This window comes from Streptomyces sp. 3-6 (genome assembly GCF_056323165.1).
Window position 1 is genome coordinate 40867 of the sequence record NZ_JBWHZP010000021.1, and the last position, 24397, is coordinate 65263.

At 72.4% G+C, this 24397-nt stretch carries 22 protein-coding genes; 3 read left to right on the plus strand and 19 right to left on the minus strand.

Annotated elements, in window-relative coordinates; translation table 11 throughout:
• Window positions 1-3 precede the first annotated feature (3 nt).
• From nuoL to AC02VZ_RS22815, 12 genes are read right to left on the minus strand one after another with little or no spacing between them, the layout of a single operon-like run.
• Entirely contained in the window at window positions 4-1968 is a 1965-nt protein-coding gene (nuoL, locus tag AC02VZ_RS22760; protein ID WP_432055998.1) for an NADH-quinone oxidoreductase subunit L, read from the minus strand.
• Between the two features lie 14 nt (window positions 1969-1982).
• Window positions 1983-2282 (minus strand): NADH-quinone oxidoreductase subunit NuoK, encoded by a 300-nt coding sequence (gene nuoK, locus AC02VZ_RS22765; protein WP_003974374.1) that lies wholly within the window; start codon window positions 2280-2282, stop codon window positions 1983-1985.
• A complete protein-coding gene (locus tag AC02VZ_RS22770) occupies window positions 2279-3118 on the minus strand; it encodes an NADH-quinone oxidoreductase subunit J (protein WP_476476252.1) in 840 nt (279 codons plus the stop codon). Before AC02VZ_RS22770 ends, nuoK begins: the two co-directional genes overlap by 4 nt.
• Complete coding sequence (nuoI, locus tag AC02VZ_RS22775) at window positions 3115-3765, minus strand: NADH-quinone oxidoreductase subunit NuoI (protein ID WP_432055996.1); 651 nt, start codon at window positions 3763-3765, stop codon at window positions 3115-3117. Before nuoI ends, AC02VZ_RS22770 begins: the two co-directional genes overlap by 4 nt.
• Window positions 3758-5134 (minus strand): NADH-quinone oxidoreductase subunit NuoH, encoded by a 1377-nt coding sequence (gene nuoH, locus AC02VZ_RS22780; protein WP_476476253.1) that lies wholly within the window; start codon window positions 5132-5134, stop codon window positions 3758-3760. Before nuoH ends, nuoI begins: the two co-directional genes overlap by 8 nt.
• Complete coding sequence (locus AC02VZ_RS22785) at window positions 5131-7635, minus strand: NADH-quinone oxidoreductase subunit G (RefSeq protein ID WP_432055994.1); 2505 nt, start codon at window positions 7633-7635, stop codon at window positions 5131-5133. The genes nuoH and AC02VZ_RS22785 overlap by 4 nt, the downstream gene beginning before the upstream one ends.
• Complete coding sequence (gene nuoF / locus AC02VZ_RS22790) at window positions 7632-8981, minus strand: NADH-quinone oxidoreductase subunit NuoF (RefSeq protein ID WP_476476254.1); 1350 nt, start codon at window positions 8979-8981, stop codon at window positions 7632-7634. The genes AC02VZ_RS22785 and nuoF overlap by 4 nt, the downstream gene beginning before the upstream one ends.
• Window positions 8978-9889 (minus strand): NADH-quinone oxidoreductase subunit NuoE, encoded by a 912-nt coding sequence (gene nuoE, locus AC02VZ_RS22795; RefSeq protein WP_432055992.1) that lies wholly within the window; start codon window positions 9887-9889, stop codon window positions 8978-8980. Before nuoE ends, nuoF begins: the two co-directional genes overlap by 4 nt.
• A complete protein-coding gene (locus AC02VZ_RS22800; RefSeq protein ID WP_432055991.1) occupies window positions 9886-11217 on the minus strand; it encodes an NADH-quinone oxidoreductase subunit D in 1332 nt (443 codons plus the stop codon). Before AC02VZ_RS22800 ends, nuoE begins: the two co-directional genes overlap by 4 nt.
• A complete protein-coding gene (locus tag AC02VZ_RS22805) occupies window positions 11214-11960 on the minus strand; it encodes an NADH-quinone oxidoreductase subunit C (protein WP_432055990.1) in 747 nt (248 codons plus the stop codon). The genes AC02VZ_RS22800 and AC02VZ_RS22805 overlap by 4 nt, the downstream gene beginning before the upstream one ends.
• On the minus strand, window positions 11957-12511 hold the full coding sequence (locus tag AC02VZ_RS22810) for a NuoB/complex I 20 kDa subunit family protein (RefSeq protein ID WP_004984689.1): 555 nt from the start codon (window positions 12509-12511) through the stop codon (window positions 11957-11959). The genes AC02VZ_RS22805 and AC02VZ_RS22810 overlap by 4 nt, the downstream gene beginning before the upstream one ends.
• Before the next feature lie 10 nt (window positions 12512-12521).
• Window positions 12522-12881 (minus strand): NADH-quinone oxidoreductase subunit A, encoded by a 360-nt coding sequence (locus tag AC02VZ_RS22815; RefSeq protein ID WP_164337649.1) that lies wholly within the window; start codon window positions 12879-12881, stop codon window positions 12522-12524.
• A 757-nt stretch (window positions 12882-13638) separates the two neighbouring features.
• Between AC02VZ_RS22815 and AC02VZ_RS22820 the strand changes: the two genes are divergently transcribed.
• Window positions 13639-14478, plus strand: coding sequence for a C40 family peptidase (locus AC02VZ_RS22820; protein WP_432055989.1), 840 nt, complete (start codon window positions 13639-13641; stop codon window positions 14476-14478).
• A gap of 790 nt (window positions 14479-15268) precedes the next feature.
• Here the strand turns inward: AC02VZ_RS22820 and AC02VZ_RS22825 are convergent.
• Complete coding sequence (locus AC02VZ_RS22825) at window positions 15269-16552, minus strand: geranylgeranyl reductase family protein (protein ID WP_432055988.1); 1284 nt, start codon at window positions 16550-16552, stop codon at window positions 15269-15271.
• 98 nt (window positions 16553-16650) lie between these two features.
• Between AC02VZ_RS22825 and AC02VZ_RS22830 the strand changes: the two genes are divergently transcribed.
• Both AC02VZ_RS22830 and AC02VZ_RS22835 read left to right on the plus strand, forming a co-directional pair.
• Window positions 16651-17157 (plus strand): GNAT family N-acetyltransferase, encoded by a 507-nt coding sequence (locus AC02VZ_RS22830; protein ID WP_476476255.1) that lies wholly within the window; start codon window positions 16651-16653, stop codon window positions 17155-17157.
• A 201-nt stretch (window positions 17158-17358) separates the two neighbouring features.
• A complete protein-coding gene (locus AC02VZ_RS22835; protein WP_476476256.1) occupies window positions 17359-17706 on the plus strand; it encodes a PASTA domain-containing protein in 348 nt (115 codons plus the stop codon).
• 116 nt (window positions 17707-17822) lie between these two features.
• Here AC02VZ_RS22835 and AC02VZ_RS22840 read toward each other — a convergent pair whose 3' ends face one another.
• The 6 genes from AC02VZ_RS22840 to AC02VZ_RS22865 all read right to left on the minus strand — a co-directional run bounded on the left by AC02VZ_RS22840 (window position 17823) and on the right by AC02VZ_RS22865 (window position 24225).
• Window positions 17823-18518, minus strand: coding sequence for a demethylmenaquinone methyltransferase (locus AC02VZ_RS22840; RefSeq protein WP_476476257.1), 696 nt, complete (start codon window positions 18516-18518; stop codon window positions 17823-17825).
• A 61-nt stretch (window positions 18519-18579) separates the two neighbouring features.
• Window positions 18580-19260, minus strand: a complete 681-nt coding sequence (locus tag AC02VZ_RS22845; protein WP_476476258.1) for a hypothetical protein — start codon at window positions 19258-19260, stop codon at window positions 18580-18582.
• 7 nt (window positions 19261-19267) lie between these two features.
• Complete coding sequence (gene mqnC / locus AC02VZ_RS22850; protein ID WP_432055983.1) at window positions 19268-20467, minus strand: cyclic dehypoxanthinyl futalosine synthase; 1200 nt, start codon at window positions 20465-20467, stop codon at window positions 19268-19270.
• 121 nt (window positions 20468-20588) lie between these two features.
• On the minus strand, window positions 20589-21323 hold the full coding sequence (locus tag AC02VZ_RS22855) for a prepilin peptidase (RefSeq protein ID WP_476476259.1): 735 nt from the start codon (window positions 21321-21323) through the stop codon (window positions 20589-20591).
• 238 nt (window positions 21324-21561) lie between these two features.
• Window positions 21562-23307: a serine/threonine-protein kinase gene (locus AC02VZ_RS22860; RefSeq protein ID WP_476476260.1), complete on the minus strand. Its 1746-nt coding sequence runs from the start codon at window positions 23305-23307 to the stop codon at window positions 21562-21564.
• 69 nt (window positions 23308-23376) lie between these two features.
• Window positions 23377-24225, minus strand: coding sequence for a menaquinone biosynthetic enzyme MqnA/MqnD family protein (locus AC02VZ_RS22865; RefSeq protein ID WP_432055980.1), 849 nt, complete (start codon window positions 24223-24225; stop codon window positions 23377-23379).
• Between the last annotated feature and the right edge of the window lie 172 nt (window positions 24226-24397).

Sequence of the window (24397 nt, forward strand, 5' to 3'; positions counted from 1 at the left end):
GTATCAGACCGCCCTCATCAGCAGGGTCGCGGCGACCAGGACCGCCGCGCCGCCGAACATGGAGACCGCGTAGGAGCGCGCGAAGCCGTTCTGCAGCCGGCGCATGCGGCCGGACAGGCCGCCGAACGAGGCCGCCGTCCCGTTGACGACGCCGTCGACCAGGGTGTGGTCGACGTACACCAGCGAGCGCGTGAGGTGTTCGCCGCCGCGGACCAGGACGACGTGGTTGAAGTCGTCCTGGAGGAGGTCGCGGCGGGCGGCCCGGGTGAGGAACGATCCGCGCGGGGCGACCGCCGGGACCGGGCGGCGCCCGTACTGGGCCCAGGCGACGGCCACACCGACGACCATCACGGCGACCGTGGCCAGCGTGACCGTCAGGGCGCTGACCGGGGGGTGGCCGTGGTCGTACCCGGTGACCGGCTGCAGCCAGTTCAGGAAGCGGTCGCCGATGCTGAAGAAGGCACCGCCGGCGACCGATCCGACGGCCAGCACGATCATCGGGATCGTCATGACCTTGGGCGACTCGTGCGGGTGCGGCGGAGCGTACTCGCCGCGGGTCTCGGCGGCGGGCTCCACATCCGGAGCCGCCGGGGACGGCGTCGGGGCGTTGCGCCAGCGTTCCTCGCCGAAGAACGTCATCAGCATCACGCGCGTCATGTAGTACGCGGTGAGGGCCGCGCCCAGCAGGGCGCACGCGCCGAGGATCCAGCCCTCGGCGCCGCCCTTGGCGAACGCCGACTCGATGATCTTGTCCTTGGAGAAGAAGCCGGACAGGCCCGGGAAGCCGATGATGGCGAGGTAGCCGAGGCCGAAGGTGACGAAGGTGACCGGCATGTACTTCCTGAGGCCGCCGTAACGGCGCATGTCGACCTCGTCGTTCATGCCGTGCATGACCGAACCGGCGCCGAGGAAGAGGCCGGCCTTGAAGAAGCCGTGCGTCACCAGGTGCATGATCGCGAAGACGTAGCCGATGGGGCCGAGGCCCGCGGCCAGGACCATGTAGCCGATCTGCGACATGGTCGAGCCGGCCAGCGCCTTCTTGATGTCGTCCTTGGCGCAACCGACGATCGCACCGAACAGCAGCGTGACCGCGCCGACGATGGTGACGACGAGCTGCGCGTCCGGGGCGCCGTTGAAGATCGCGCCGGAGCGGACGATGAGGTAGACGCCCGCGGTCACCATGGTCGCGGCGTGGATGAGGGCCGAGACCGGGGTCGGGCCCTCCATCGCGTCGCCGAGCCAGGACTGCAGCGGCACCTGGGCGGACTTGCCGCAGGCGGCCAGCAGCAGCATCAGGCCGATCGCGGTGAGCTTGCCCTCACCGGCGGCCGAGGCGAGCCCCGGCTCCCCCTCGGAGCCGAGGACCGGCCCGAAGGCGAAGGTGCCGAACCAGGCGAACATCATCATGATCGCGATCGACAGGCCGATGTCGCCGACCCGGTTGACCAGGAAGGCCTTCTTGGCGGCGGTCGCCGCGCTGGGCTTGTGCTGCCAGAAGCCGATCAGCAGGTAGGAGGCGAGACCGACGCCCTCCCAGCCGAAGTACAGCAGCAGGTAGTTGTCGGCGAGGACCAGCAGGAGCATCGCCGCGAGGAAGAGGTTCAGGAAGCCGAAGAAGCGGCGGCGCCGCTCGTCGTGCTCCATGTACCCGACGGAGTAGAGGTGGATCAGCGAGCCGACGCCGGTGATCAGCAGGACGAACGTCATCGACAGCTGGTCGAGCCGGAAGGCGATGTCGGCCTGGAAGCCCTCCACCGGGATCCAGCTGAACAGGTGCTGGGTGACGGTGCGGTCGGCCGCGTCCCGGCCCAGCAGGTCGGTGAACAGCACCAGGCCGACCACGAAGGAGACGCCGGCCAGGGCCGTGCCGATCCAGTGGCCGACGGCGTCCAGTCTACGGCCGCCGCACAGCAGGACCGCCGCTCCGAGCAGGGGCGCCGCCACCAGCAGCGCAATCAGGTTCTCCACGATTCAGCAGCCCCTCACAGCTTCATCAGGCTGGCGTCGTCGACCGAGGCCGAGTGGCGGGAACGGAACAGGGACACGATGATCGCCAGCCCGACCACGACCTCCGCGGCGGCGACGACCATCGTGAAGAAGGCGATGATCTGACCGTCGAGGTTGCCGTGCATCCGGGAGAAGGCGACGAAGGCGAGGTTGCAGGCGTTGAGCATGAGCTCGATGCACATGAACACCACGATCGCGTTGCGCCTGATCAGTACGCCGGTGGCGCCGATCGTGAAGAGCAGGGCGGCGAGGTAGAGGTAGTTGACCGGGTTCACTTCTGCCCCTCCTCGGTCCCCTTGAACGGTCCGGCTTCGATCGCCGTGCGGCCCAGACGCTCCTCCGCGCGCTGCTCCAGCGCCCGCAGGTCGTTCATCGCCTCCTGCGACACGTCACGGATCTGGCCCCGCTCACGCAGCGTGGCGCTGACCGTGAGGTCGGAGGGCGTGCCGTCGGGCAGCAGGCCGGCGATGTCCACGGCGTTGTGCCGCGCGTACACGCCGGGGGCGGGCAACGGCGGGAGGTAGGTGCCCTCGCGGACCCGCTGCTCGGCCAGCTCCCGCTGGGTCCTGGCCCGCTCGGTGCGCTCCCGGTGGGTGAGCACCATGGCGCCGACGGCGGCCGTGATGAGCAGGGCGCCGGTGATCTCGAAGGCGAACACGTACCGGGTGAACAGGAGGGCGGCGATGCCCTCCACGTTGCCCCCGGCGTTCGCCGCGCCGATGCCGTTGAACTCGGTGAGGGAGGCGTTGCCGATGCCGCCGACCAGCAGGATGCCGAAGCCGGTCATGCACAGCAGGGCCAGCCAGCGCTGCCCCTTGATGGTCTCCTTCAGGGAGTCCGCCGCGGTGACGCCGACCAGCATCACCACGAACAGGAACAGCATCATGACCGCGCCGGTGTAGACGACGATCTGCACGACGCCCAGGAAGTAGGCGCCGTTGGCGAGGTAGAACACCGCCAGGATGATCATGGTGCCGGCGAGGCAGAGCGCGCTGTGCACGGCCCGCCTCATGAAGACGGTGCACAGGGCGCCGATCACCGCGATCGTGCCCAGGATCCAGAACTGGACGGCCTCGCCGGTGGAGGTGGTGTAGGCGGCGAGCGCGGTCATCGGCCGATCACCTGCTCCGACGCCGGTTCGTCCTCGCCGAACGTGGACTCCGCCTCCTGGACGACCTCTCCCTTGGAATGGGCGACCTGGCGTTCCGTGCCGGGGGCGGCCTCGGTCACCAGGCCCCGGTAGTAGTCCTGTTCGTCGGTGCCCGGGTACATGGCGTGCGGGCTGTCCACCATGCCCTCCTCCAGACCGGCGAGCAGCTGCTCCTTGGTGTAGATGAGGTCGGCGCGGCTGGAGTCGGCCAGTTCGAACTCGTTGGTCATCGTCAGCGCCCGGGTGGGGCACGCCTCGATGCACAGGCCGCACAGGATGCAGCGGGCGTAGTTGATCTGGTAGACGCGGCCGTACCGCTCGCCCGGCGAGTAGCGCTCCTCCTCGGTGTTGTCCGCGCCCTCCACGTAGATCGCGTCGGCGGGACAGGCCCAGGCGCACAGCTCGCAGCCGACGCACTTCTCCAGGCCGTCCGGATGGCGGTTGAGCTGGTGCCGTCCGTGGAAGCGCGGAGCGGTGGTCTTCTGCTGCTCGGGGTACTGCTCGGTGAGCCGCTTCTTGAACATGGCCTTGAAGGTCACGCCGAAGCCGGCCACGGGGTTCAGGAATCCGGGCTTGGTCTGCCCGGCCTCCTTGGGCTCCTCAGCCATCGGACGCCTCCTTTCCATCCGTGGATCCGCTCGGAGATTCGTCACTCCGAGTATCGGGACCACCACTGACAATCAGCTCCCGCTCCCGGCGGGGGCGGCGGCGGGGCACCGGCGGCAGTTCCTGGCCGGGCAGCGGCGGGACGGGGAACCCGCCCGCCATCGGGTCGAACGCGGCCGGGGGTTCGGCGGTGGCCTGCTCCGCCCGCTTGGCCTTGTCGCGGAACAGGTCCGCGACGAAGGAGAGCAGCAGCAGCGCCAGGACCGCGCCGCCGATGTAGAGCGCGATGTCGGCGAAGGCCACGTTCTCGTTGCGCAGGGCGCGCACGGTGGCCACGAGCATCAGCCAGGCCAGCGCGACCGGGATGAGCACCTTCCAGCCCAGCTTCATCAGCTGGTCGTAGCGCACCCGGGGCAGCGTGCCGCGCAGCCAGACGAAGCAGAACAGCAGCATCTGGACCTTGAGGACGAACCAGAGCAGCGGCCACCAGCCGTGGTTGGCGCCCTCCCAGAAGGTGCTGACGGGCCAGGGGGCCCGCCAGCCGCCGAGGAACAGCGTGGTCGCCACGGCGGAGACGGTCACCATGTTGATGTACTCGGCGAGCATGAACATCGCGAACTTGATCGACGAGTACTCGGTGTTGAAGCCGCCGACCAGGTCGCCCTCGGACTCCGGCATGTCGAACGGGGCGCGGTTGGTCTCCCCGACCATGGTGACGATGTAGATGATGAAGGAGATCGGCAGCAGCAGGATGTACCAGCGGTCGGTCTGCTGCTCCACGATCTGCGAGGTCGACATCGACCCCGAGTAGAGGAAGACGGAGGCGAAGGCGAGGCCCATCGCGATCTCGTAGGAGATCATCTGCGCGCACGAGCGCAGTCCGCCCAGCAGCGGGTAGGTGGAGCCGGAGCTCCAGCCGGCGAGCATGATGCCGTAGATGCCGATCGAGGCGACCGCGAGGATGTAGAGCATCGCGATCGGCAGGTCGGTCAGCTGCATCGTGGTGCGCTGGCCGAAGATCGAGACCTCGTTGCCGGCCGGCCCGAAGGGGATCACGGCGATCGCCATGAAGGCCGGGATGGCCGCGACGATCGGCGCGAGGACGTAGACCGCCTTGTCGGCCCGCTTGACGACGACGTCTTCCTTGAGCATCAGTTTCACGCCGTCGGCGAGCGACTGGAGCATGCCCCAGGGGCCGTTGCGGTTGGGGCCGATGCGCAGCTGCATCCAGGCGACGAACTTGCGCTCCATCACGATGGCGATCAGCACCGTCACCATCAGGAACGCGAAGCAGAACACCGCCTTGACGACGACCAGCCACCAGGGGTCGCGGCCGAACATCGAGAGGTCTTCGGCGGAGAGGTACATCATGCCTCCACCTCCTGGGGGGCCTCGCCGGCGCCGGTCGCCGGGCCGATGCGGACGAGGGATCCGGGCAGCGCCCCGGTGTCGGAGGCGACGCCGTCGCCGGCCGAGTTCAGCGGCAGCCACACCACCCGGTCGGGCATCTCGGTGACGGCCAGCGGCAGCGCGACCGTTCCCGTGGTGCCGGTGACCGCGAGCAGGTCGCCGTCCTTGACGCCCGCCTCGGCGGCCGTGGCGGCCGAGAGGCGGGCGAGCGCGGCGTGCCGGGTGCCGGCGAGCGCCTCGTCGCCCTGCTGGAGCAGGCCCTGGTCGAGCAGCAGCCGGTGTCCGGCCAGCACCGCCTCGCCGGCGGCGGGCCGGGGCAGCGCGCCCGCCCGGTCCTCCGGGTCGGTGGCCCGCGGGCCGTCCCAGGTGCCGAGCCGGTCCAGCTCGGCGCGCAGGGTGCGCAGGTCGGGCAGGCCCAGGTGGACGTCCATGGCGTCGGCCAGCATCTGCAGCACCCGCGCGTCGGTCGGCGCGGGACGGCGGGTCATCTGGTCGGGCTTGATCGCCGCCTCGAACAGGCGGGCCCTGCCCTCCCAGTTGAGGAAGGTGCCGTCCTTCTCGGCGACCGGGGAGACCGGCAGCACGACGTCGGCGAGCGCGGTGACCTCGCCGGGCCGCAGCTCCAGGGAGACCACGAACCCGGCCTCGGCCAGGGCCTGGCGGGCGCGGGCCGGGTCGGGCAGGTCGGCGACCTCCACCCCGGCCACCAGCAGCGCCTGCAGCTGGCCGTCCGCCGCGGCTTCGACGATGCCGGTGGTGTCGCGGCCGAAGCGGAGCGGGAGTTCGGCGACGCCCCAGGCGGCGGCGACCTCCTCCCGCGCCCGCGGGTCGGTCGCCGGACGCCCGCCCGGCAGCAGGGTGGGCAGGGCGCCCGCCTCGATCGCGCCCCGCTCGCCGGCGCGGCGCGGGATCCACGCCAGCCGGGCGCCGGTCGCGGTGGCCGTCCGCACGGCGGCGGTGAGGCCGCCCGCGACGGCCGCGAGCCGCTCCCCGACGACGATCACCGCGCCGTCGGCGCGCAGCGCCTCGGACGCGGCGGCCCCGTCGCCCTCCAGGCCGACCCCGCTCGCGAGGGCGTCCAGCCACTCGGTCTCGGTGCCGGGGGCGGCGGGCAGCAGCGTGCCGCCCGCCTTCTGAAGACCGCGGGTGGCGTGGGTGGCCAGCGCGAAGGTGCGCTGGCCGCGCTTGCGCCAGGCCTTGCGCAGCCGCAGGAAGACGCCGGGCGCCTCCTCCTCCGACTCGAACCCGACCAGCAGCACGGCGGGCGCCTTCTCCAGCGCGGTGTAGGTGACGCCCGTGCCGTCGAGGTCCCGGCCGCGGCCGGCGACCCGGGCGGCCAGGAAGTCGGCCTCCTCGCCGCTGTGCACCCGCGCCCGGAAGTCGATGTCGTTGGTGCCCAGCGCCACGCGCGCGAACTTGCTGTACGCGTAGGCGTCCTCGACGGTGAGCCGGCCGCCGGTCAGGACGCCGGTGCGGCCCCGGGAGGCGAGCAGCCCCTGGGCGGCGATCTGCAGCGCCTCCGGCCAGGAGGCGGGCTCCAGGTCACCCTCAGCGTTGCGCACCAGCGGGGTGTGCAGCCGGTCGCGCTGCTGCGCATAGCGGAACCCGAAGCGGCCCTTGTCGCAGAGCCACTCCTCGTTCACCTCGGGGTCGTTGCCCGCGAGGCGCCGCATGACCTTGCCGCGCCGGTGGTCGGTGCGGGTGGCGCAGCCGCCGGAGCAGTGCTCGCACACCGACGGCGAGGAGACCAGGTCGAAGGGGCGGGCGCGGAAGCGGTAGGCCGCCGAGGTGAGCGCGCCGACCGGGCAGATCTGGATGGTGTTGCCGGAGAAGTACGACTCGAAGGGGTCGCCCTCGCCGGTGCCGACCTGCTGCAGGGCGCCCCGCTCCAGCAGTTCGATCATCGGGTCGCCCGCGACCTGCACGGAGAACCGGGTGCAGCGCGCGCACAGCACGCACCGCTCGCGGTCGAGCAGGACCTGGGTGGAGATCGGGACGGGCTTCTCGTAGGTGCGCTTGGTCCCGTCGAAGCGGGAGTCGGCGTGCCCGTGCGACATGGACTGGTTCTGCAGCGGGCACTCGCCGCCCTTGTCGCAGACCGGGCAGTCCAGGGGGTGGTTGATGAGCAGGAACTCCAGCATCCCCTTCTGCGCCTTCTCGGCGACCGGGGAGGTCAGCTGGGTCCTCACCACCATGCCGTCGGTGCAGGTGATGGTGCAGGAGGCCATCGGCTTGCGCTGGCCCTCGACCTCGACGATGCACTGGCGGCAGGCGCCGACCGGGTCGAGGAGGGGGTGGTCGCAGAACCGGGGGATCTCGATGCCGAGCTGTTCGGCGGCCCGGATGACCAGGGTGCCCTTGGGCACGCTGATCTCGACGCCGTCGATGGTCAGCGTCACCAGGTCCTCGGGCGGGACCGCCGCCTCTCCCCCGCCGGAGGGAGCGTTGGTGGTCACAGTCATGCGTGCACCTCCGTACGGTCGGCCCAGGCCGTCGACTTGGCCGGGTCGAAGGGGCAGCCACGGCCCGTGATGTGCTGCTCGTACTCCTCCCGGAAATACTTCAGCGAGGAGAAGATCGGCGAGGCGGCGCCGTCGCCGAGGGCGCAGAACGCCTTGCCGTTGATGTTGTCGGCGATGTCGTTCAGCTTGTCCAGGTCGGACATCCGGCCCTTGCCGGCCTCGATGTCCCGCAACAACTGCACCAGCCAGTACGTCCCTTCGCGGCAGGGCGTGCACTTGCCGCAGGACTCGTGGGCGTAGAACTCCGTCCAGCGGGTCACGGCGCGGACCACGCAGGTGGTCTCGTCGAAGCACTGCAGCGCCTTGGTGCCGAGCATGGAACCGGCGGCGCCCACGCCCTCGTAGTCCAGCGGGACGTCGAGGTGCTCGTCGGTGAGCAGCGGCGTGGAGGAGCCGCCCGGGGTCCAGAACTTCAGCCGGTGGCCCGGGCGCATGCCGCCGCTCATCTCCAGCAGCTGGCGCAGGGTGATGCCGAGCGGTGCCTCGTACTGGCCGGGCTGGGCGACGTGGCCGCTGAGGGAGTAGAGCGTGAAGCCCGGGGACTTCTCGCTGCCCATCGAGCGGAACCAGTCCTTGCCCCGGTTCATGATGGCGGGAACCGAGGCGATGGACTCGACGTTGTTCACGACAGTGGGGCACGCGTAGAGCCCCGCGACCGCGGGGAAGGGAGGACGCAGCCGCGGCTGGCCGCGGCGGCCTTCGAGCGAGTCGAGCAGTGCGGTCTCCTCACCGCAGATGTACGCGCCCGCCCCCGCGTGCACGGTGAGTTCCAGGTCGAGTCCGCTGCCCAGCACGTTCTCGCCGATGAAGCCGGCCTCCCGGGCCTCGCGCACGGCCTCGTGCAGCCGCCGCAGCACGGGCACGACCTCGCCCCGGAGGTAGATGAAGGCGTGCGACGACCGGATGGCGTAGCAGGCGATCACGATGCCCTCGATGAGGCTGTGCGGGTTGGCGAACAGGAGCGGGATGTCCTTGCAGGTGCCGGGCTCCGACTCGTCGGCGTTGACCACGAGGTAGTGGGGCTTGCCGTCGCCCTGCGGGATGAACTGCCACTTCATGCCGGTGGGGAAGCCGGCGCCGCCGCGTCCGCGCAGACCGGAGTCCTTGACGTAGGCGATGACCTCGTCGGGGGTCATGGCGAGCGCCTTGCGGAGCCCTTCGTACCCGTCGTGTCTGCGGTAGGTGTCCAGGGTCCAGGAGCGGTCCTGGTCCCAGAAGGCGGACAGGACGGGTGCGAGCAGCTTCTCCGGTCCGGTGTCCTTGATCTCGGGTGCCAAGGTCATCACTCCCCCTCCTCGGCAGCGGTTCCCGTGGGGCCGGAGGGACGGGGCGGTGTCTCCGGGTCACGGGAGGTGGTGGGTGACGGGTGGGCGGGGTCGGAGGCCGCGGTGTCCTGCGGCGCGTCGTGCGAGCTGAGGTGCTCGGTGGGCGACGGCTCGTGCGGCGGGGCCTCGTGGCGGGCCTCGCCGCGCGGGTGGACCACGCGGGCGGGCGGGGCCTCGCCCTTGGCCAGCTTCAGCCCGGCCAGGGAGGCGGGGCCGGCCCCTCCGGTGGCCTCGACGGCGCCGTCCCGCTCGTCGGGGAAGCCGGCGAGGATCCGGGCGGTCTCCTTGAAGGTGCACAGCGGGGCCCCGCGGGTGGGCGCCACCGGGCGGCCGGCCCGCAGGTCGTCCACCATGCGCTTGGCGCTCTCGGGCGTCTGGTTGTCGAAGAACTCCCAGTTCACCATCACCACGGGCGCGAAGTCGCAGGCCGCGTTGCACTCGATGTGCTCCAGCGTGACCTTGCCGTCGCCGGTGGTCTCGCCGTTGCCGACGCCGAGGTGCTCCTGGAGTTCCTCGAAGATCTGGTCGCCGCCCATGACGGCGCACAGGGTGTTGGTGCACACGCCGACCTGGTAGTCGCCGCTCGGCTTGCGCCGGTACATGGTGTAGAAGGTCGCGACGGCGGTGACCTCGGCCGTGGTCAGGCCGAGGACGTCCGCACAGAACCGCATCCCGGTGCGCGTGACGTGGCCCTCCTCCGACTGCACCAGGTGCAGCAGGGGCAGGAGGGCGGACCGGGAGTCCGGGTAGCGGGCGACGATCTCGCGCGCGTCGGCCTCCAGCCGGGCGCGGACGTCGTCGGGGTAGTCGGGCGCGGGCAGTTCGGGCATGCCCAGGCTGACGCCCCGCTCCGAAGAAGAGGTGGTCACCGGTCGACGCCTCCCATCACGGGGTCGATGGACGCGACGGCGACGATGACGTCGGCGACCTGGCCGCCCTCGCACATCGCCGCCATGGCCTGCAGGTTGGTGAAGGACGGGTCGCGGAAGTGGACCCGGTAGGGGCGGGTGCCGCCGTCGGAGACGACGTGCACCCCGAGTTCGCCCTTGGGCGACTCGACCGCGGTGTACGCCTGGCCGGGCGGGACCCGGAAGCCCTCGGTGACCAGCTTGAAGTGGTGGATCAGGGCCTCCATGGAGGTGCCCATGATCTGCTTGATGTGGTCGAGGGAGTTGCCCAGGCCGTCCGGTCCCAGGGCGAGCTGGGCGGGCCAGGCGATCTTCTTGTCGGCGACCATGACCGGGCCCGGCTGGAGCCGGTCCAGGCACTGCTCGATGATGTTCAGCGACTGGCGCATCTCCTCCAGGCGGATCAGGAAGCGCCCGTAGGAGTCAGCGGTGTCGGCGGTCGGGACCTCGAAGTCGTAGGTCTCGTAGCCGCAGTAGGGCTGCGCCTTGCGCAGGTCGTGGGGCAGGCCGGTGGAACGCAGCACCGGGCCGGTGACCCCGAGGGCCATGCAGCCGGCCAGGTCGAGGTAGCCGACGTCCTGCAGCCGGGCCTTGAAGATGGGGTTCCCGGTGGCGAGCGCGTCGTACTCCGGGAGGTTCTTGCGCATCTTCTTCACGAACTCGCGGATCTGGTCCACCGCGCCGGGCGGCAGGTCCTGGGCGAGTCCGCCGGGGCGGATGTAGGCGTGGTTCATCCGGAGGCCGGTGATCAGCTCGAAGATGTCGAGCACGAGTTCGCGGTCCCGGAACCCGTAGATCATGATCGTGGTGGCGCCGAGCTCCATGCCGCCGGTGGCGATGGCCACCAGGTGGGAGGAGAGGCGGTTCAGCTCCATCAGGAGCACCCGGATCACCGAGGCGCGGTCGGGCACCTGGTCCTCGATGCCGAGCAGCTTCTCGACCGCGAGGCAGTACGCCGTCTCGTTGAAGAACGGCGTCAGGTAGTCCATGCGCGTCACGAACGTGGTGCCCTGCGTCCACGTGCGGTACTCGAGGTTCTTCTCGATGCCGGTGTGGAGGTAGCCGATGCCCGCACGGGCCTCGGTGACCGTCTCGCCGTCGATCTCCAGGATCAGCCGCAGCACGCCGTGGGTGGAGGGGTGCTGGGGGCCCATGTTGACGACGATGCGTTCGTCGTCGGCGCGGGCCGCGGCCTCGACGATCTCGTCCCAGTCGCCGCCGGTCACCGTGTAGACGGGACCCTCGGTGGTGTCGCGGGCCGAGGCGGAAGAGGGGGTGTGCGTGCTCATGAGTACGACCTCCGCTGGTCCGGAGCCGGGATCTGGGCGCCCTTGTACTCGACGGGGATGCCGCCGAGGGGGTAGTCCTTGCGCTGCGGGTGGCCCTGCCAGTCGTCCGGCATCATGATCCGCGTCAGGGCCGGGTGACCGTCGAAGACGATGCCGAAGAAGTCGTACGTCTCGCGCTCGTGCCAGTCGTTGGTCGGGTAGACCGAGAACAGCGACGGGATGTGCGGGTCGCTGTCCGGCGCGCTGACCTCCAGGCGGATCACCCGGTTGTGGGTGATCGAGCGCAGGTGGTAGACGGCGTGCAGCTCGCGGCCCTTGTCGTTCGGGTAGTGCACGCCGCTGACGCCGGTGCACAGCTCGAAGCGCAGCGCCGGGTCGTCGCGGAGGGTCCTCGCCACCCGCACGAGGTGCTCGCGCTCGACGTGGAAGGTGAGTTCGCCGCGGTCGACGACCGTCTTGCCGATGGCGTTGGCCGGGAGGAGGTCCTGCTCCTCCAGCGCGCCCTCGAGTTCGTCGGCGACCTCGTCGAACCATCCGCCGTAGGGGCGGCTGGACGGCCCCGGGAGCCGGACCGGCCGGACCAGCCCGCCGTAACCGGAGGTGTCGCCTCCGTTGTTGGCGCCGAACATGCCGCGCTGGACGCGGATCTCCTCGCCGCCGTCGCCGCGCTGGCCGGGCAGGTTCTGCGCGGAGAGGTCCTTCTCGGGGTTCACGCCGTCCCCCGCGTGGTGCGCGTCGCTCATCGCAGCAGCCCCTTCATCTCGATGGTGGGCAGGGCCTTGAGCGCCGCCTCCTCCGCCTCGCGGGCCGCCTCCTCGGCGTTCACGCCGAGCTTGGAGTTCTGGATCTTCTGGTGCAGCTTGAGGATCGCGTCCAGGAGCATCTCTGGGCGGGGCGGACAGCCGGGCAGGTAGATGTCGACCGGGACGACGTGGTCGACGCCCTGGACGATCGCGTAGTTGTTGAACATGCCGCCCGAGGAGGCGCAGACCCCCATGGAGATCACCCACTTCGGGTTCGGCATCTGGTCGTAGACCTGCCGCAGCACCGGCGCCATCTTCTGGCTGACCCGGCCGGCCACGATCATCAGGTCCGCCTGCCGGGGCGAGCCGCGGAAGACCTCCATGCCGAAGCGGGCCAGGTCGTACCGGCCGGCACCGGTGGTCATCATCTCGATGGCACAGCAGGCGAGGCCGAACGTGGCGGGGAAGACGGACGACTTGCGCACCCATCCCGCCGCCTGCTCGACGGTGGTCAGCAGGAAGCCGCTCGGCAGCTTTTCTTCGAGTCCCATGGCTAACCCCTCAGTCCCATTCCAGGCCGCCGCGCCGCCATACGTACGCGTACGCGACGAAGACGGTGAGCACGAAGAGCAGCATCTCCACGAGCCCGAAGATCCCCAGGGCGTCGAAGCTGACGGCCCAGGGGTAGAGGAAGACGATCTCGATATCGAAGATGATGAAGAGCATCGCCGTCAGGTAGTACTTGATCGGGAAGCGCCCGCCGCCGGCCGGCGTGGGGGTCGGCTCGATTCCGCATTCGTAGGCCTCGAGCCTGGCGCGGTTGTAGCGCTTCGGACCGATCAGCGTGGCCATGACCACGGAGAAGATCGCAAAGCCTGCCCCGAGGGCTCCCAGTACGAGGATGGGCGCATACGCGTTCACCGCTCCTCGCTCCTCTCAGTCGGCACTGACTGCTGGCGCGTCGGGCCTCCCACCTGCCTCAGCAACCTCTCGAACCACGCCCGCCCCGGCGAAGATCGAGAACATGTGAAGCAGGTCACAAGCCCAACTGCTCCGCATCCTATGCCCGGTGGTCTGTGATCTGCGACACGGGGTATCCCACTACCTTTGTGATCTCTGCCACCTGACGAACGATCATGAAGTCGGATGAGCGGTGATCTTCACACGCGAAGCGTCCGCGCGATCACGAGAAGTGACATTTTGGCACGTCGACGCAGGTCGGAGGGGTGCGTCTCCATATCAAGAGGTTTCCCCTGCATGCAAATTGGTGCTGGACCGGATCTCTTGATAGTGGCCGTTCACACCTGCGGGGGGCTGCGGGGAGCGATGTGGACACGTGCACGCGTTCACGAAGTCGTGCGACTCCCGCCGCCCCTCCCGACCCCCTCGCGGGCGTCACCCCCGCGGTCCGCCCCGGCCGAACCCCGGGACGCCGCCGCAGGGGTAATCGTTCCGTGACCTCCGCCACATCCGCAGGCCCGGCCGAACAAGGGGGCTTGGCCAATCGGCGGAACCGGTGGTAGGTGGCGGGCAATTCGGGCGTAACGATGAAAGACCGTGATCACAGGCCGATTACCGGGCGTCCGCAATGTCCGTTACGGCGTCAATAAGGAACGACACGCCCGGGATTCGGGGTCTCGATTGAACAACTGTGGCGCAGCACACGTTTCTTGTGGATATGAAGGAGCCCCTGGTACCGGTTGTTCCCATGTCCCACACCGCTCACATACGCAGCCACCGGAAGCCCCGGCGCACCGCACAGACCACGATGGCGATGCGGGCCGGCGTGGCCGGTGGCGTCCTCAGCACCCTGGCAGTGGCCGGCGCATCGGGTTCGGCGAACGCAGCCGAGCCGGTGACCCAGACCCTCGAACTGCCCACCCTGACGGCCGACCTGGCCGCTCAGGTCGCCCAGTCCGCGGACGCCACGCAGCAGGCCGCCGCGAACTACCAGCTGCGGGCCGAGCGCGACGCGGCCGCCGCCGAGGCGGCCAAGGAGGCCAAGGCGGACCTCGCCGAGGCCAAGAAGAAGGCGGCGGCGAAGAAGAAGGCCGCCGAGGAGGCCCGCAAGGCCGCCGCGGAGCGCGCCACGCGCACCGCCGACCGCCCGGACCTGTCCACCAGCACCGCTAGCACCGCCACGACCGCCTCCGCGCCCGCCAGCGGCAGCGTCGCGACGGTCATCGCCTTCCTCAAGGCGCAGGTCGGCGACGCCTACGTCATGGGCGCCACGGGCCCCAACGCCTGGGACTGCTCCAGCCTGGTGCAGGCCGCGTTCAAGCAGGTCGGCGTCGACCTGCCGCGCGTCTCCCAGGCCCAGTCGACGGTCGGCACCGACATCCCGCTCTCGCAGATCCAGGTCGGCGACATCCTGTACTGGGGCGGGAAGGGCTCCGCGTACCACACGGGTGTCTACATCGGTAACGGTCAGTACCTGGACGCGGCCAACCCCTCCAAGGGCGTCGTCATCCAGGACCTCTCGGGCTACCCGGCGTCGGGCGCCGTGCGCGTGCTCTGAGCCGTACGACGAGACGCCGGAGGGCCGCTGCCGCTCGGGGGCAGCGGCCCTCCGCCGTTCACATCCCGCCCCTCCGGGGGCACTTCGGGCGGATCGCCCACGCCGGTGCGACGGCCCGAACGGGTCGGCACGGCGCCCGCAGGAGTGACCGGCGAGGGCCGGCACCCCACCCGCACGGGTGACCGCCGGCCGCCCCGCGGCGCACCCGCCCGCGCGGAGCCGCGGGGAACACCCGCCGGGCGGGGGCAGTTGCACGGGATTGCCCGAATCACCCCCTTGCCGGGGCGCCTTGGCATGCCCTCACGTCCGCGCGGAGCGGCTCCACGGCCCCTGGAAGGCCCGCAGAGCGCTCCGACGGGCGGGTGGGCGGCCGGGAGTCCACGATCGGCCGCCGGCCGCTCCCAGTCGCGCTGTACGGTCTCCGCGCCGAGGAGCGCGCCGCCGGGACGCCGGGCGCGTCGGCACGGAACGGGGTGAGGCCCCGCCGGGGCCCGGCGCCGGCGGCGCGGATGCACCGGCGGACGCCGTGCCGCCGCCGGTCCCGTCGACCGCGAGGGAGCCTGGCCGAACGTCCCCGTACGGACCATCCGCCCCACTCGCGCCGTACGCCCTTTTCCCGCCGTGCGCCCGCTCGTTCCGGGCCGCTGTCGCCGGCCGGTCGCCCGGGGCGCCCCACGTCACGCTCACGCCGGGCAGGAGCCCCGGGACGAACGGGACCCGTCGGACGAGCCGGGCCTGTCGGACGGGGCGACCGGCCCGCGGGCGCACGCCCGCGGGCTCCGTCGGCCGGTCAGGCCTTCGGGGCCACCTTGCTCAGGCCGTTGATGATGCGGTCCATGGCGTCGCCGCCCGTCGGGTCGGTCAGGTTGGCGAGCAGCTTGAGGGTGAACCGCATCAGCATCGGGTGGGTGAGTCCGCGCTGGGCGGCGATCTGCATGATCTTCGGGTTGCCGATGAGCTTCACGAAGGCGCGGCCGAGCGTGTAGTAGCCGCCGTAGGTGTCCTTGAGGACCCGCGGGTAGCGCTGGAGGGCGAACTCCCGCTGGGCCGGGGTCGCCCGCGCGTGCGCCTGCACGATGACCTCGGCGGCGATCTGCGCGGACTCCATGGCGTAGGCGATGCCCTCGCCGTTGAACGGGTTGACCAGGCCGCCCGCGTCGCCGACCAGGAGCAGTCCGCGGGTGTAGTGGGGCTGGCGGTTGAAGGCCATCGGGAGGGCGGCGCCGCGGATCGGACCGGTCATGTTGTCCGGGGTGTAGCCCCACTCCTCGGGCATCGAGGCGCACCACGCCTTCAGGACCTCGCGCCAGTCCAACTCCTTGAAGGAATCGGAGGTGTTGAGGACACCGAGGCCGACGTTGCTGGTGCCGTCGCCCATGCCGAAGATCCAGCCGTAGCCCGGCAGCAGCCGGTCCTGGGCACCGCGGCGGTCCCACAACTCCAGCCAGGACTCCAGGTAGTCGTCGTCGTGGCGGGGCGAGGTGAAGTACGTGCGGACGGCGACACCCATCGGACGGTCCTCGCGCCGGTGCAGGCCCATCGCCAGCGACAGCCGGGTGGAGTTGCCGTCGGCGGCCACCACCAGCGGGGCGTGGAAGGTGACTTCGCGCTTCTCCTCGCCCAGCTTGGCCTTCACGCCGGTGATGCGGCCGGTGCGGTCGTCGATGATCGGCGCGCCCACGTTGCAGCGCTCGTACAGCCGCGCGCCGGCCTTCTGGGCCTGCCGGGCGAGCTGTTCGTCGAAGTCGTCACGCTTGCGGACCAGGCCGTAGTCGGGGAAGGAGGCGAGTTCCGGCCAGTCCAGCTGGAGCCGGACGCCGCCGCCGATGATGCGCAGGCCCTTGTTGCGCAGCCAGCCGGCCTCTTCGGAGATGTCGATGCCCATGGCGACGAGCTGCTTGGTGGCGCGCGGGGTGAGGCCGTCGCCGCAGACCTTCTCCCGCGGGAACTCGGTCTTCTCCAGCAGGAGCACGTCGAGGCCGGACCTGGCCAGGTGGTAGGCGGTGGTGGAGCCGGCTGGCCCCGCGCCCACGACGATCACGTCGGCGGTGTTGTCGGAGAGGGGCTCGGTCACGGCGGGTTCTCCCCAAGGCTCGAAATCTGGTGCCGGCCGGCACGGGACAGGGGCAGTCTATGCAGGAGAATCGATCACCCGGCTGAAGGGCTGTCTCCATGACCAGAGCTCTCCCCGTCGTGCGGCTCCGTGTGCCCACCCATGAGGACGCCGTCGTGTGGCACCGCCTCTTCGCCGACCCCGAGGTCATGGAGTTCCAGGGCGGGAGGGCCGCCGAGCTGTCGGTCTACGAGGAGCTCACCGCCCGCCAACGCCGGCACGACGCGGAACGGGGCTTCTGCCTGTGGACCCTGCTCGACGGGGCGGACGAGGTCGTCGGCTTCACCGGCGCGCAGCCCTGGGAGCGGGAGTGGGGTCCCACCGGTGAGACGGAGATCGGCTGGCGGCTGGGGCGGCGGTTCTGGGGCCGGGGGTACGTCACCGCGGCGGCCCGGCAGACCCTGGAGCGGGTCCGCGCGGCCGGCGTCGCGGACGTGGTCGCGATGGTGGACGCCCGCAACGCCCGTTCCATCGCGGTCACCCGGCGCCTCGGCATGCGCCTCGCCGAGACGTACACGACGCCGGTGTCCCGCCGGGAGGGGCACTGCTACCGGCTGGCCCTGTGACCGCTCCCGTCGGCCCCCGCACACCGCACCCGGACGAACCCCGCCCCCGACTCACCCCGAGGCACCCCGCCTGACGATCACTCACGGTCATCCGCTGTCACGTAACGCGACGCGTACCTTCCGGGGGGCACCCCGGCGGGTCTACCCTGCCGGTACCGCTGGGGGGTGACGTCCGTGCGAGTGACACCCGGGACACCCGACGTGCGCGTACCGCACCTGGTCGGCCTGATGGCCGTGGACGCGCGCGAGGCGGCCCGCGCGCGGGGTCTGCACCTCGACGCGCCGGACCGGCCCGCCTTCCACCTCGTCGTCGTCGAGCACGTCGTGCGCCAGTACCCGCAGCCCGGCACCCGGGTGCCGCGCGCCTCCCCGGTCCACGTGTGGTTCGACCTCGGCGAGGGTGAGGGCGGCGGCGGGGTCCGCGAGCCGCGCGCGCCCGGCCCGCCCGACGGGGGACTGCGGTGCGCGCGGGACGAACCGCGCCCGCCCCGGCCGGGCGACCCGCTGCCGCCGTGCGGCCGGGACCTGCTGCCCGTCGGCCCGCCCTGACCCCGGCAGGCCCGGTCACCGCAGCACCCGCCGGCTCCGCGCAGCCGGGGACTGCCGGGGCCCCCGGCCCATCCGCCGTACTCGAAGCCGCGGCCCCGGGGCGGACGCGCCGCCGTTCAGCTCTCCTTGAAGCCCCGGTGCAGGGTGACCACGCCGCCCGTCAGGTTCCGCCAGGCGACCCGGGACCAGCCGGCCTTGCCCAGCCGCTCGGCCAGCGCGGGCTGGTCGGGCCAGGCGCGGATGGACTCGGCGAGGTAGACGTAGGCGTCCGGGTTGGTGCACACCGTGCGCGCGAGCGGCGGCAGCGCGCGCATCAGGTACTCGGTGTAGACGGTGCGGAACGGCGCCCACGTGGGGTGCGAGAACTCGCAGATGACGATCCGCCCGCCGGGCCGGGTCACCCGGTGCATCTCGCGCAGCGCGGCGTCGAAGTCCTGCACGTTGCGCAGCCCGAAGGAGATGGTGACGGCGTCGAACACGTCGTCCTTGAAGGGCAGCCGGGTGGCGTCCCCGGCGGTGTGCGGGAGCCACGCGTTGTTGCGCTTGCCGACCCGGAGCATGCCGAGGGAGAAGTCGCAGGGGACCACGTAGGCCCCGGCGCGGGCGAAGGGCAGCGAGGACGTGCCGGTGCCGGCCGCCAGGTCGAGGATCTTCTGCGCGGGGCGCGCGTCGACTGCCCGGGCGACCTCCTTGCGCCATCGGCGGTCCTGGCCGAGGGACAGCACGTCGTTGGTCAGGTCGTAGCGTTCCGCCACGTCGTCGAACATCGAGGCGACTTCGTGCGGCTGCTTGTCCAGGGATGCGCGGGTCACGGGCCCATTGTGGCAGCCCGCCCCCGGCCGTCCCACGCCGCCCGCCGCGCCGCCTCGCGGTTCAGCGCCGCCGGTGCACCAGGCGGCCGGCCAGGACGGTGGCCACGCAGGTCCCGGCGCCGCGGGCGGCCAGCGCGGCCTCGTCGGGCACGTCGAAGACGGCGAACGTGGCGGTCCCCTCCCCCGCGACGAGCGGGGGCGCGGCCACGGAGGCGGGACTGCGCCGTCCGGCCAGCGGGTCCAGGACGGCGGGACCGTCGCAGTCGCCCGGGACGCCTGATCCGCCGGTGCCGCCGGGTCCGCCGGGGCCCGGCAGGACGCCCAGCCCCGCCCGCCGCACGGCGTCCACGACGGCGGGCCGCCGCAGCGGCCCGGTCACGGCGACGACACCGTGCGCCAGCAGCCGCTGCGCCCCGCGCCGGGCACTGGCACCCCAGCGGGCCTCGGTCGGGGCGAGCGCGGCGAGGGCGTCACCGGTCAGCGGGTCGGTGCCCAGCTCGTCGGCCTCGCGCGGGTCCGGGTGGTAGGCGCGCTCCAGCAGCGCGGCGCCGCAGGGGTGGACGAACCCCGGGGTGAGCAGCCCCGGCCAGCGCCGGGTGCGCGCCGCCGGGTGGGCGGCGGCCAGCGTCGCGTACGGGCCGACGGCGGCCGGCACGCGGCCGTCCACCAGCACGGCCCCGTCCGGTACGGCGGGCCGCCCGCCCCCGGGGACGACGAGGTCCGCCGCGTGAAGCGTCAGCACGGCCCGGTCAGTTGGAGGCGAGGAGCTTCAGCTCCGGGTGGGCGGTGCCGCCCTCGAGGGCGGTGGACGAGATGTGCGAGACCACGCGGTCGTCGGCCGGGTCGTTCGCCGGGTCGTCGTGCACGACCAGGTGCTCGTAGGTCGTCGACCGCTGCGCGGGGACCCGGTCCGCCCGGCGGATCAGGTCGATGATCTCCAGCCGGTTGGAACGGTGCTTGGCACCCGCCGAGGAGACCACGTTCTCCTCCAGCATGATCGAGCCGAGGTCGTCCGCGCCGTAGTGCAGGGACAGCTGGCCGGCCTCCTTGCCGGTGGTCAGCCACGAACCCTGGATGTGCGCCACGTTGTCGAGGAACAGGCGGGCGATGGCGATCATCCGCAGGTACTCGAAGAGGGTCGCCTGGGTCCGGCCCTTCAGGTGGTTGTTCTCGGGCTGGTAGGTGTACGGGATGAAGGCGCGGAAGCCGCCGGTGCGGTCCTGCACGTCCCGGATCATGCGCAGGTGCTCGATGCGCTCGGCGTTGGTCTCGCCGGTGCCCATCAGCATCGTGGAGGTGGACTCCACGCCCAGGGTGTGGGCGATCTCCATGATCTCCAGCCAGCGCTCGCCGGACTCCTTCAGCGGCGCGATGGCCTTGCGGGGCCGCTCCGGCAGCAGTTCGGCGCCGGCGCCGGCGAAGGAGTCGAGCCCGGCCGCGTGGATGCGGGTGATGGCCTCCTCGACCGACACCTTCGAGATCCGCGCCATGTGCTCGACCTCGCTCGCCCCCAGGGAGTGGATGACGAGCTGCGGGAACTCCTTCTTGATCGCGGAGAAGTGCTTCTCGTAGTACTCCACGCCGTAGTCCGGGTGGTGCCCGCCCTGGAACATGATCTGGGTGCCGCCGAGTTCGACGGTCTCGGCGCAGCGGCGCAGGATGTCGTCGAGGTCGCGGGTCCAGCCCTTGGCGGTGTCCTTGGGCGCGGCGTAGAAGGCGCAGAACCGGCACGCGGTGACGCAGACGTTCGTGTAGTTGATGTTGCGCTCGATGATGTACGTCGCGATGTGCTCGGTCCCGGCGTAACGGCGGCGGCGCACCGCGTCGGCGGCGGAACCCAGCGCGTGCAGCGGGGCGTCGCGGTAGAGGAGCACGGCCTCCTCGGGGGTGATCCGCCCACCGGCGGCGGCGCGGTCGAGGATGGGCTGAAGGTCGGCCTTCTCGGTCACCGGCGTCCCTTTCGTGAGGGTTGATCAGGAGGTGCGCGCGGGGCGCTCGCTATGAGAGTGGTGGTGGGAGACGGGTGGGCGGACCGATCCAGCGTACGTCAGCGCGGTTTCCCGGCCGACGTCAGGCCGTGTACGCGCCGATGAGCAGCCCGGCCAGCGCTCCGGTGGCGAGGAACGGCCCGAACGGGATGACCGTCCCCCGTCCCGCCCGGCGGGCGAGGACCAGGACGCCGCCGTACAGCGCCCCGAACAGGAAGCCGGCGAAGGCCCCGAGCAGCACCGTCGGCCAGCCGTACCAGCCGAGGACGGCGCCCGCGCCCAGGGCGAGCTTGACGTCCCCGAAGCCCATGCCGCCGGGGTTGACGAGGAACAGCAGGAGGTAGCCGGCGCCCAGGGCGAGCGCGCCCAGCACCGCGGTGGTCCACCGGCCGGCGTGCCCGGGGAGGAGGGCGGCGGCGCCGAGCAGGAGGAGCGCGGCACCGGCGAACGGCAGGGTGAGCGGGTCGGGCAGCCGCTGCACCCTGAGGTCCACCACCGCGAGCAGCACGCCCACGGGCGCCAGCAGCAGCCAGACGGCCAGCTCGGGCCGGGGCCCGGTGGCGGCGGCCAGCACGGCGCAGACGGCGGCGGTCACCGGGACGGTCGCGGTGCCGGACCCGTAGGGCCGCCCCGGGCAGCCCGCGCACCGGGCGGGGCCCAGCCAGCCGACGAGCACGTGGCCCGCCGGGCACGCCGCCCGCCAGTCCTCCTCCGCCGGCACGGACAGCCGGTAGGCCGCGCGCGGCACCAGCGCACCCGCCGCGGCACCCCACAGCGCGGCGAGCACGATCAGCACGGCGTCGACGGGTAACGGCATGGGGGCGTCCTGACGGGCGAGGGAGGGATGGCGGCGCGGGGTGCCGGGCCGAGGAGATCCTAGAGACGCTCCGGGCCCGCGTCGACGGGCACGCCCGAGGGCCCCGCCCCCGGCCGCCGCCCCCGGCCGCCGCCCGCCGCCGCGCGGGCACCGGGTGCGGACCGTGCGGACGGTGCGGATCCGCGGGATGTCCGGCGACCGGCCCCCGCCCGCACCGGGACGGGACGGCGACCGGCCCTTACCGCAGTCGCGAGAGCCGGGCCTCGGGCCGCCCCGACGCCTTGCTGTCGGACTCGTAGCGGAGGTCGTCGCCGGTGGGGGTGAGGACGACGGTGTGCCGGGCCCGGTCGCACACGGAGCGGTTGGACTCGGCGCCGGACGCGCTGGCGACGAGCCGTTCGCCGGAGACCCGCACGAGGGTGAGGACGTCGTCGCAGTCCCCGCCGAGGATGTCGGTGTGCCGGACGGTGCCCACCCGCTCGCCCACCTCGGCGTCCCTCACCGTCACCCGGAACGTCCCCAGCGGGATGGTGATGCTGTCCCGGGAGGCGGCCTGCCCCTCCCAGGTGCCGACGTAGGCGGCGGGAACGGTCCGGGCGGGCGCCTCGGAGTGGGCGTCGTCCCGGGAACCGTGCGCGCCCTCGCGGGAGCCGCCCGGCAGCAGGTCGAGGACGAGGACCGAGCCGACGGTCACCGCGGCGAGGGCACCGGCGACCGCGAGCGCCACCGTGCAGCTGACCCGCCGGCCCCGGCCGCCGCCGCGCTCCCGGCCGGTGGTGGCCGTCACCGACACCGAGAGCCGGCCGGGCCGTCCGCCTCCGCCGGAGGGCTCGGCCGGCGGGTGCGGCGGTCCGGCGGACGGCGCGGGGTCCGGCGCGGGGGCGTCGCGGGGTTCGGGGACGGCTCCCCGGCCCGCCGCCCGGCCGTCCCCCGGCATCACCGGCGGCGGGCCGAACGTGCCGGACGCGGTCCCCTCACCGGACCAGGCGGCCGGGCCGCCGGCCTCCTGTCCGTCGGCCGCGGTGACGGACGGGGTGCTGAACCCCACGGGCCCGGACGCGGGCCCGCCGCCGTCCGGGCCGCCGTGCCCGGCCTCCAGGTTGAGCAGCCGCACGGCGCCCCGGCTGACCTGCTCCACCAGCGGCCCGGGCAGCCACCCGCCCGCCACCAGCCGGGCCGCGCCCTCGGGGGCGAGCCGCCGGGCCACCTCGGCGGGGGCCGGGCGGGCGGCCGGGTCCTTGGCGAGGCACTCCTCCGCCAGCGCCCGCACCTCGCCGTCCAGGCCGCCGAGTTCGGGCGGTTCGTGGACCACCTTGTAGAGCAGGGCCGCCGAGGAGTCGCCGGGGAAGGGCGAGGCGCCGGTCGCCGCGTAGGCGAGGACCGCGCCGAGGGAGAACACGTCGGCCGCGCCGGTGACGCCCCTGCCGAGGATCTGCTCGGGCGACATGTAGCCGGGCGAGCCGATCGAGACGCCGGTGGAGGTGAGGGACGCGGTCCCGTCCGTGGCCCGGGCGATGCCGAAGTCGATCAGCAGCGGGCCGTCGAGGGTGAGGAGCACGTTGGACGGCTTCACGTCCCGGTGCACCAGGCCCAGGGCGTGGACCGCCGTCAGCGCCTCGGCGAGGCCCGCGCCCAGCGCCCGGACCGTGCCGTCGGGCAGCGCCCCGCCCTCGGTGACCGCCGCGGCGAGCGAGGGCCCGGCGGCGTAGGCGGTGGCGACCCAGGGCACGCGGGCGTCGGGGTCCGCGTCCAGGACGGGGGCCGTCCAGGCGCCGCCGACCCGGCGCGCGGCCTCCACCTCGCGCCGGAACCGCGCCCGGAACTCCTCGTCGAGCGCGAAGTGCGGGTGCACGATCTTGACCGCGACGGTGCGCCCGCCGGCGCTCCGCCCCAGGTAGACCCGGCCCATGCCGCCGGAGCCGAGCCGGCCGAGCAGCCGGTACGGCCCCACGGCCGTGGGTTCGTCGGCCTCGAGCGGCCGCATGGCGCCCCCCTCCCCCGTCACGCCTGGTGCGCCGGAACTCCAGCAGGGTAGTGGGCGGGCGCCCGCTCCTCACGGCTGCAGCAGGTCCACGCGCACGTCCGCCGGGAAGCCGGTCGTGGGGCCCACCCGGCGGGCGAACTCCGCGACCGCCGCGAGCTGCGGCGCGCCGAAGCTGAAGTCGAGGGTGGTGAAGTACTCCGCCAGGGTGGCCTCGTCGAAGTCCTCCCAGCGGGCGGCCTGCTCGGCGACCTTGCCGACCTCCTGCAGGGAGAGGTTGCGGGAGGAGAGGAACGCCTCGTGCACCTTGCGGGTGATGACCGGCTCGCGCTCCAGGTAGTCGCGGCGCGCCGCCCAGACGGCGAAGACGAACGGCAGCCCCGTCCACTCCTTCCACAGCCGGCCCAGGTCGTGCACGTCGAGCCCGTAGCGGGGCGCGTCGAGCATGTTGGCGCGCAGGGCGGCGTCGCCGATCAGGACGGCCGCCTCGGCCTCCTGCATCATCGAGCTGAGGTCGGGCGGGCAGGTGTAGTAGTCGGGCCGGACGCCGTAGCGCTCGGCCAGGAGCAGCTGGGCGAGGCGCACGGAGGTCCGCGAGGTCGAGCCGAGGGCGACGCGGGCGCCGTCCAGGCGGTCCAGCGGGACCTGCGAGACGATCACGCAGGACATCACCGGCCCGTCGCAGCCGACGGCGATGTCGGGGAAGGCGACCAGCTGGTCGGCGTGCTTGAGGAACTCGACCAGGGTGATCGGCCCGATGTCGAGGTCGCCCTGCACCAGCTTCTCGCTGAGCTTCTCCGGGGTGTCCTTCGTGAGCTCGAAGTCGAGGAGTGTGCCCGTTCTGGCGAGCCCCCAGTACAGGGGCACGCAGTTCAGGAACTGGATGTGGCCGACGCGCGGCCGGGTGCGAGGATTGTCCACATCGTGAGGCTAGCCCCAAGGCCGTGAAGTTTGCGGCTGGGGCGTGTCGTCAAGGGCCTGGGGGCGCGAGGATTTCGATGCCGGTGGTGGCTTTGTAGCTGGTCCGGTCGATGCGGGGGCCTCGGGCCTGGTACTTGGAGATGGCGCGTTTGACGATGCGGGGGCTGACGCG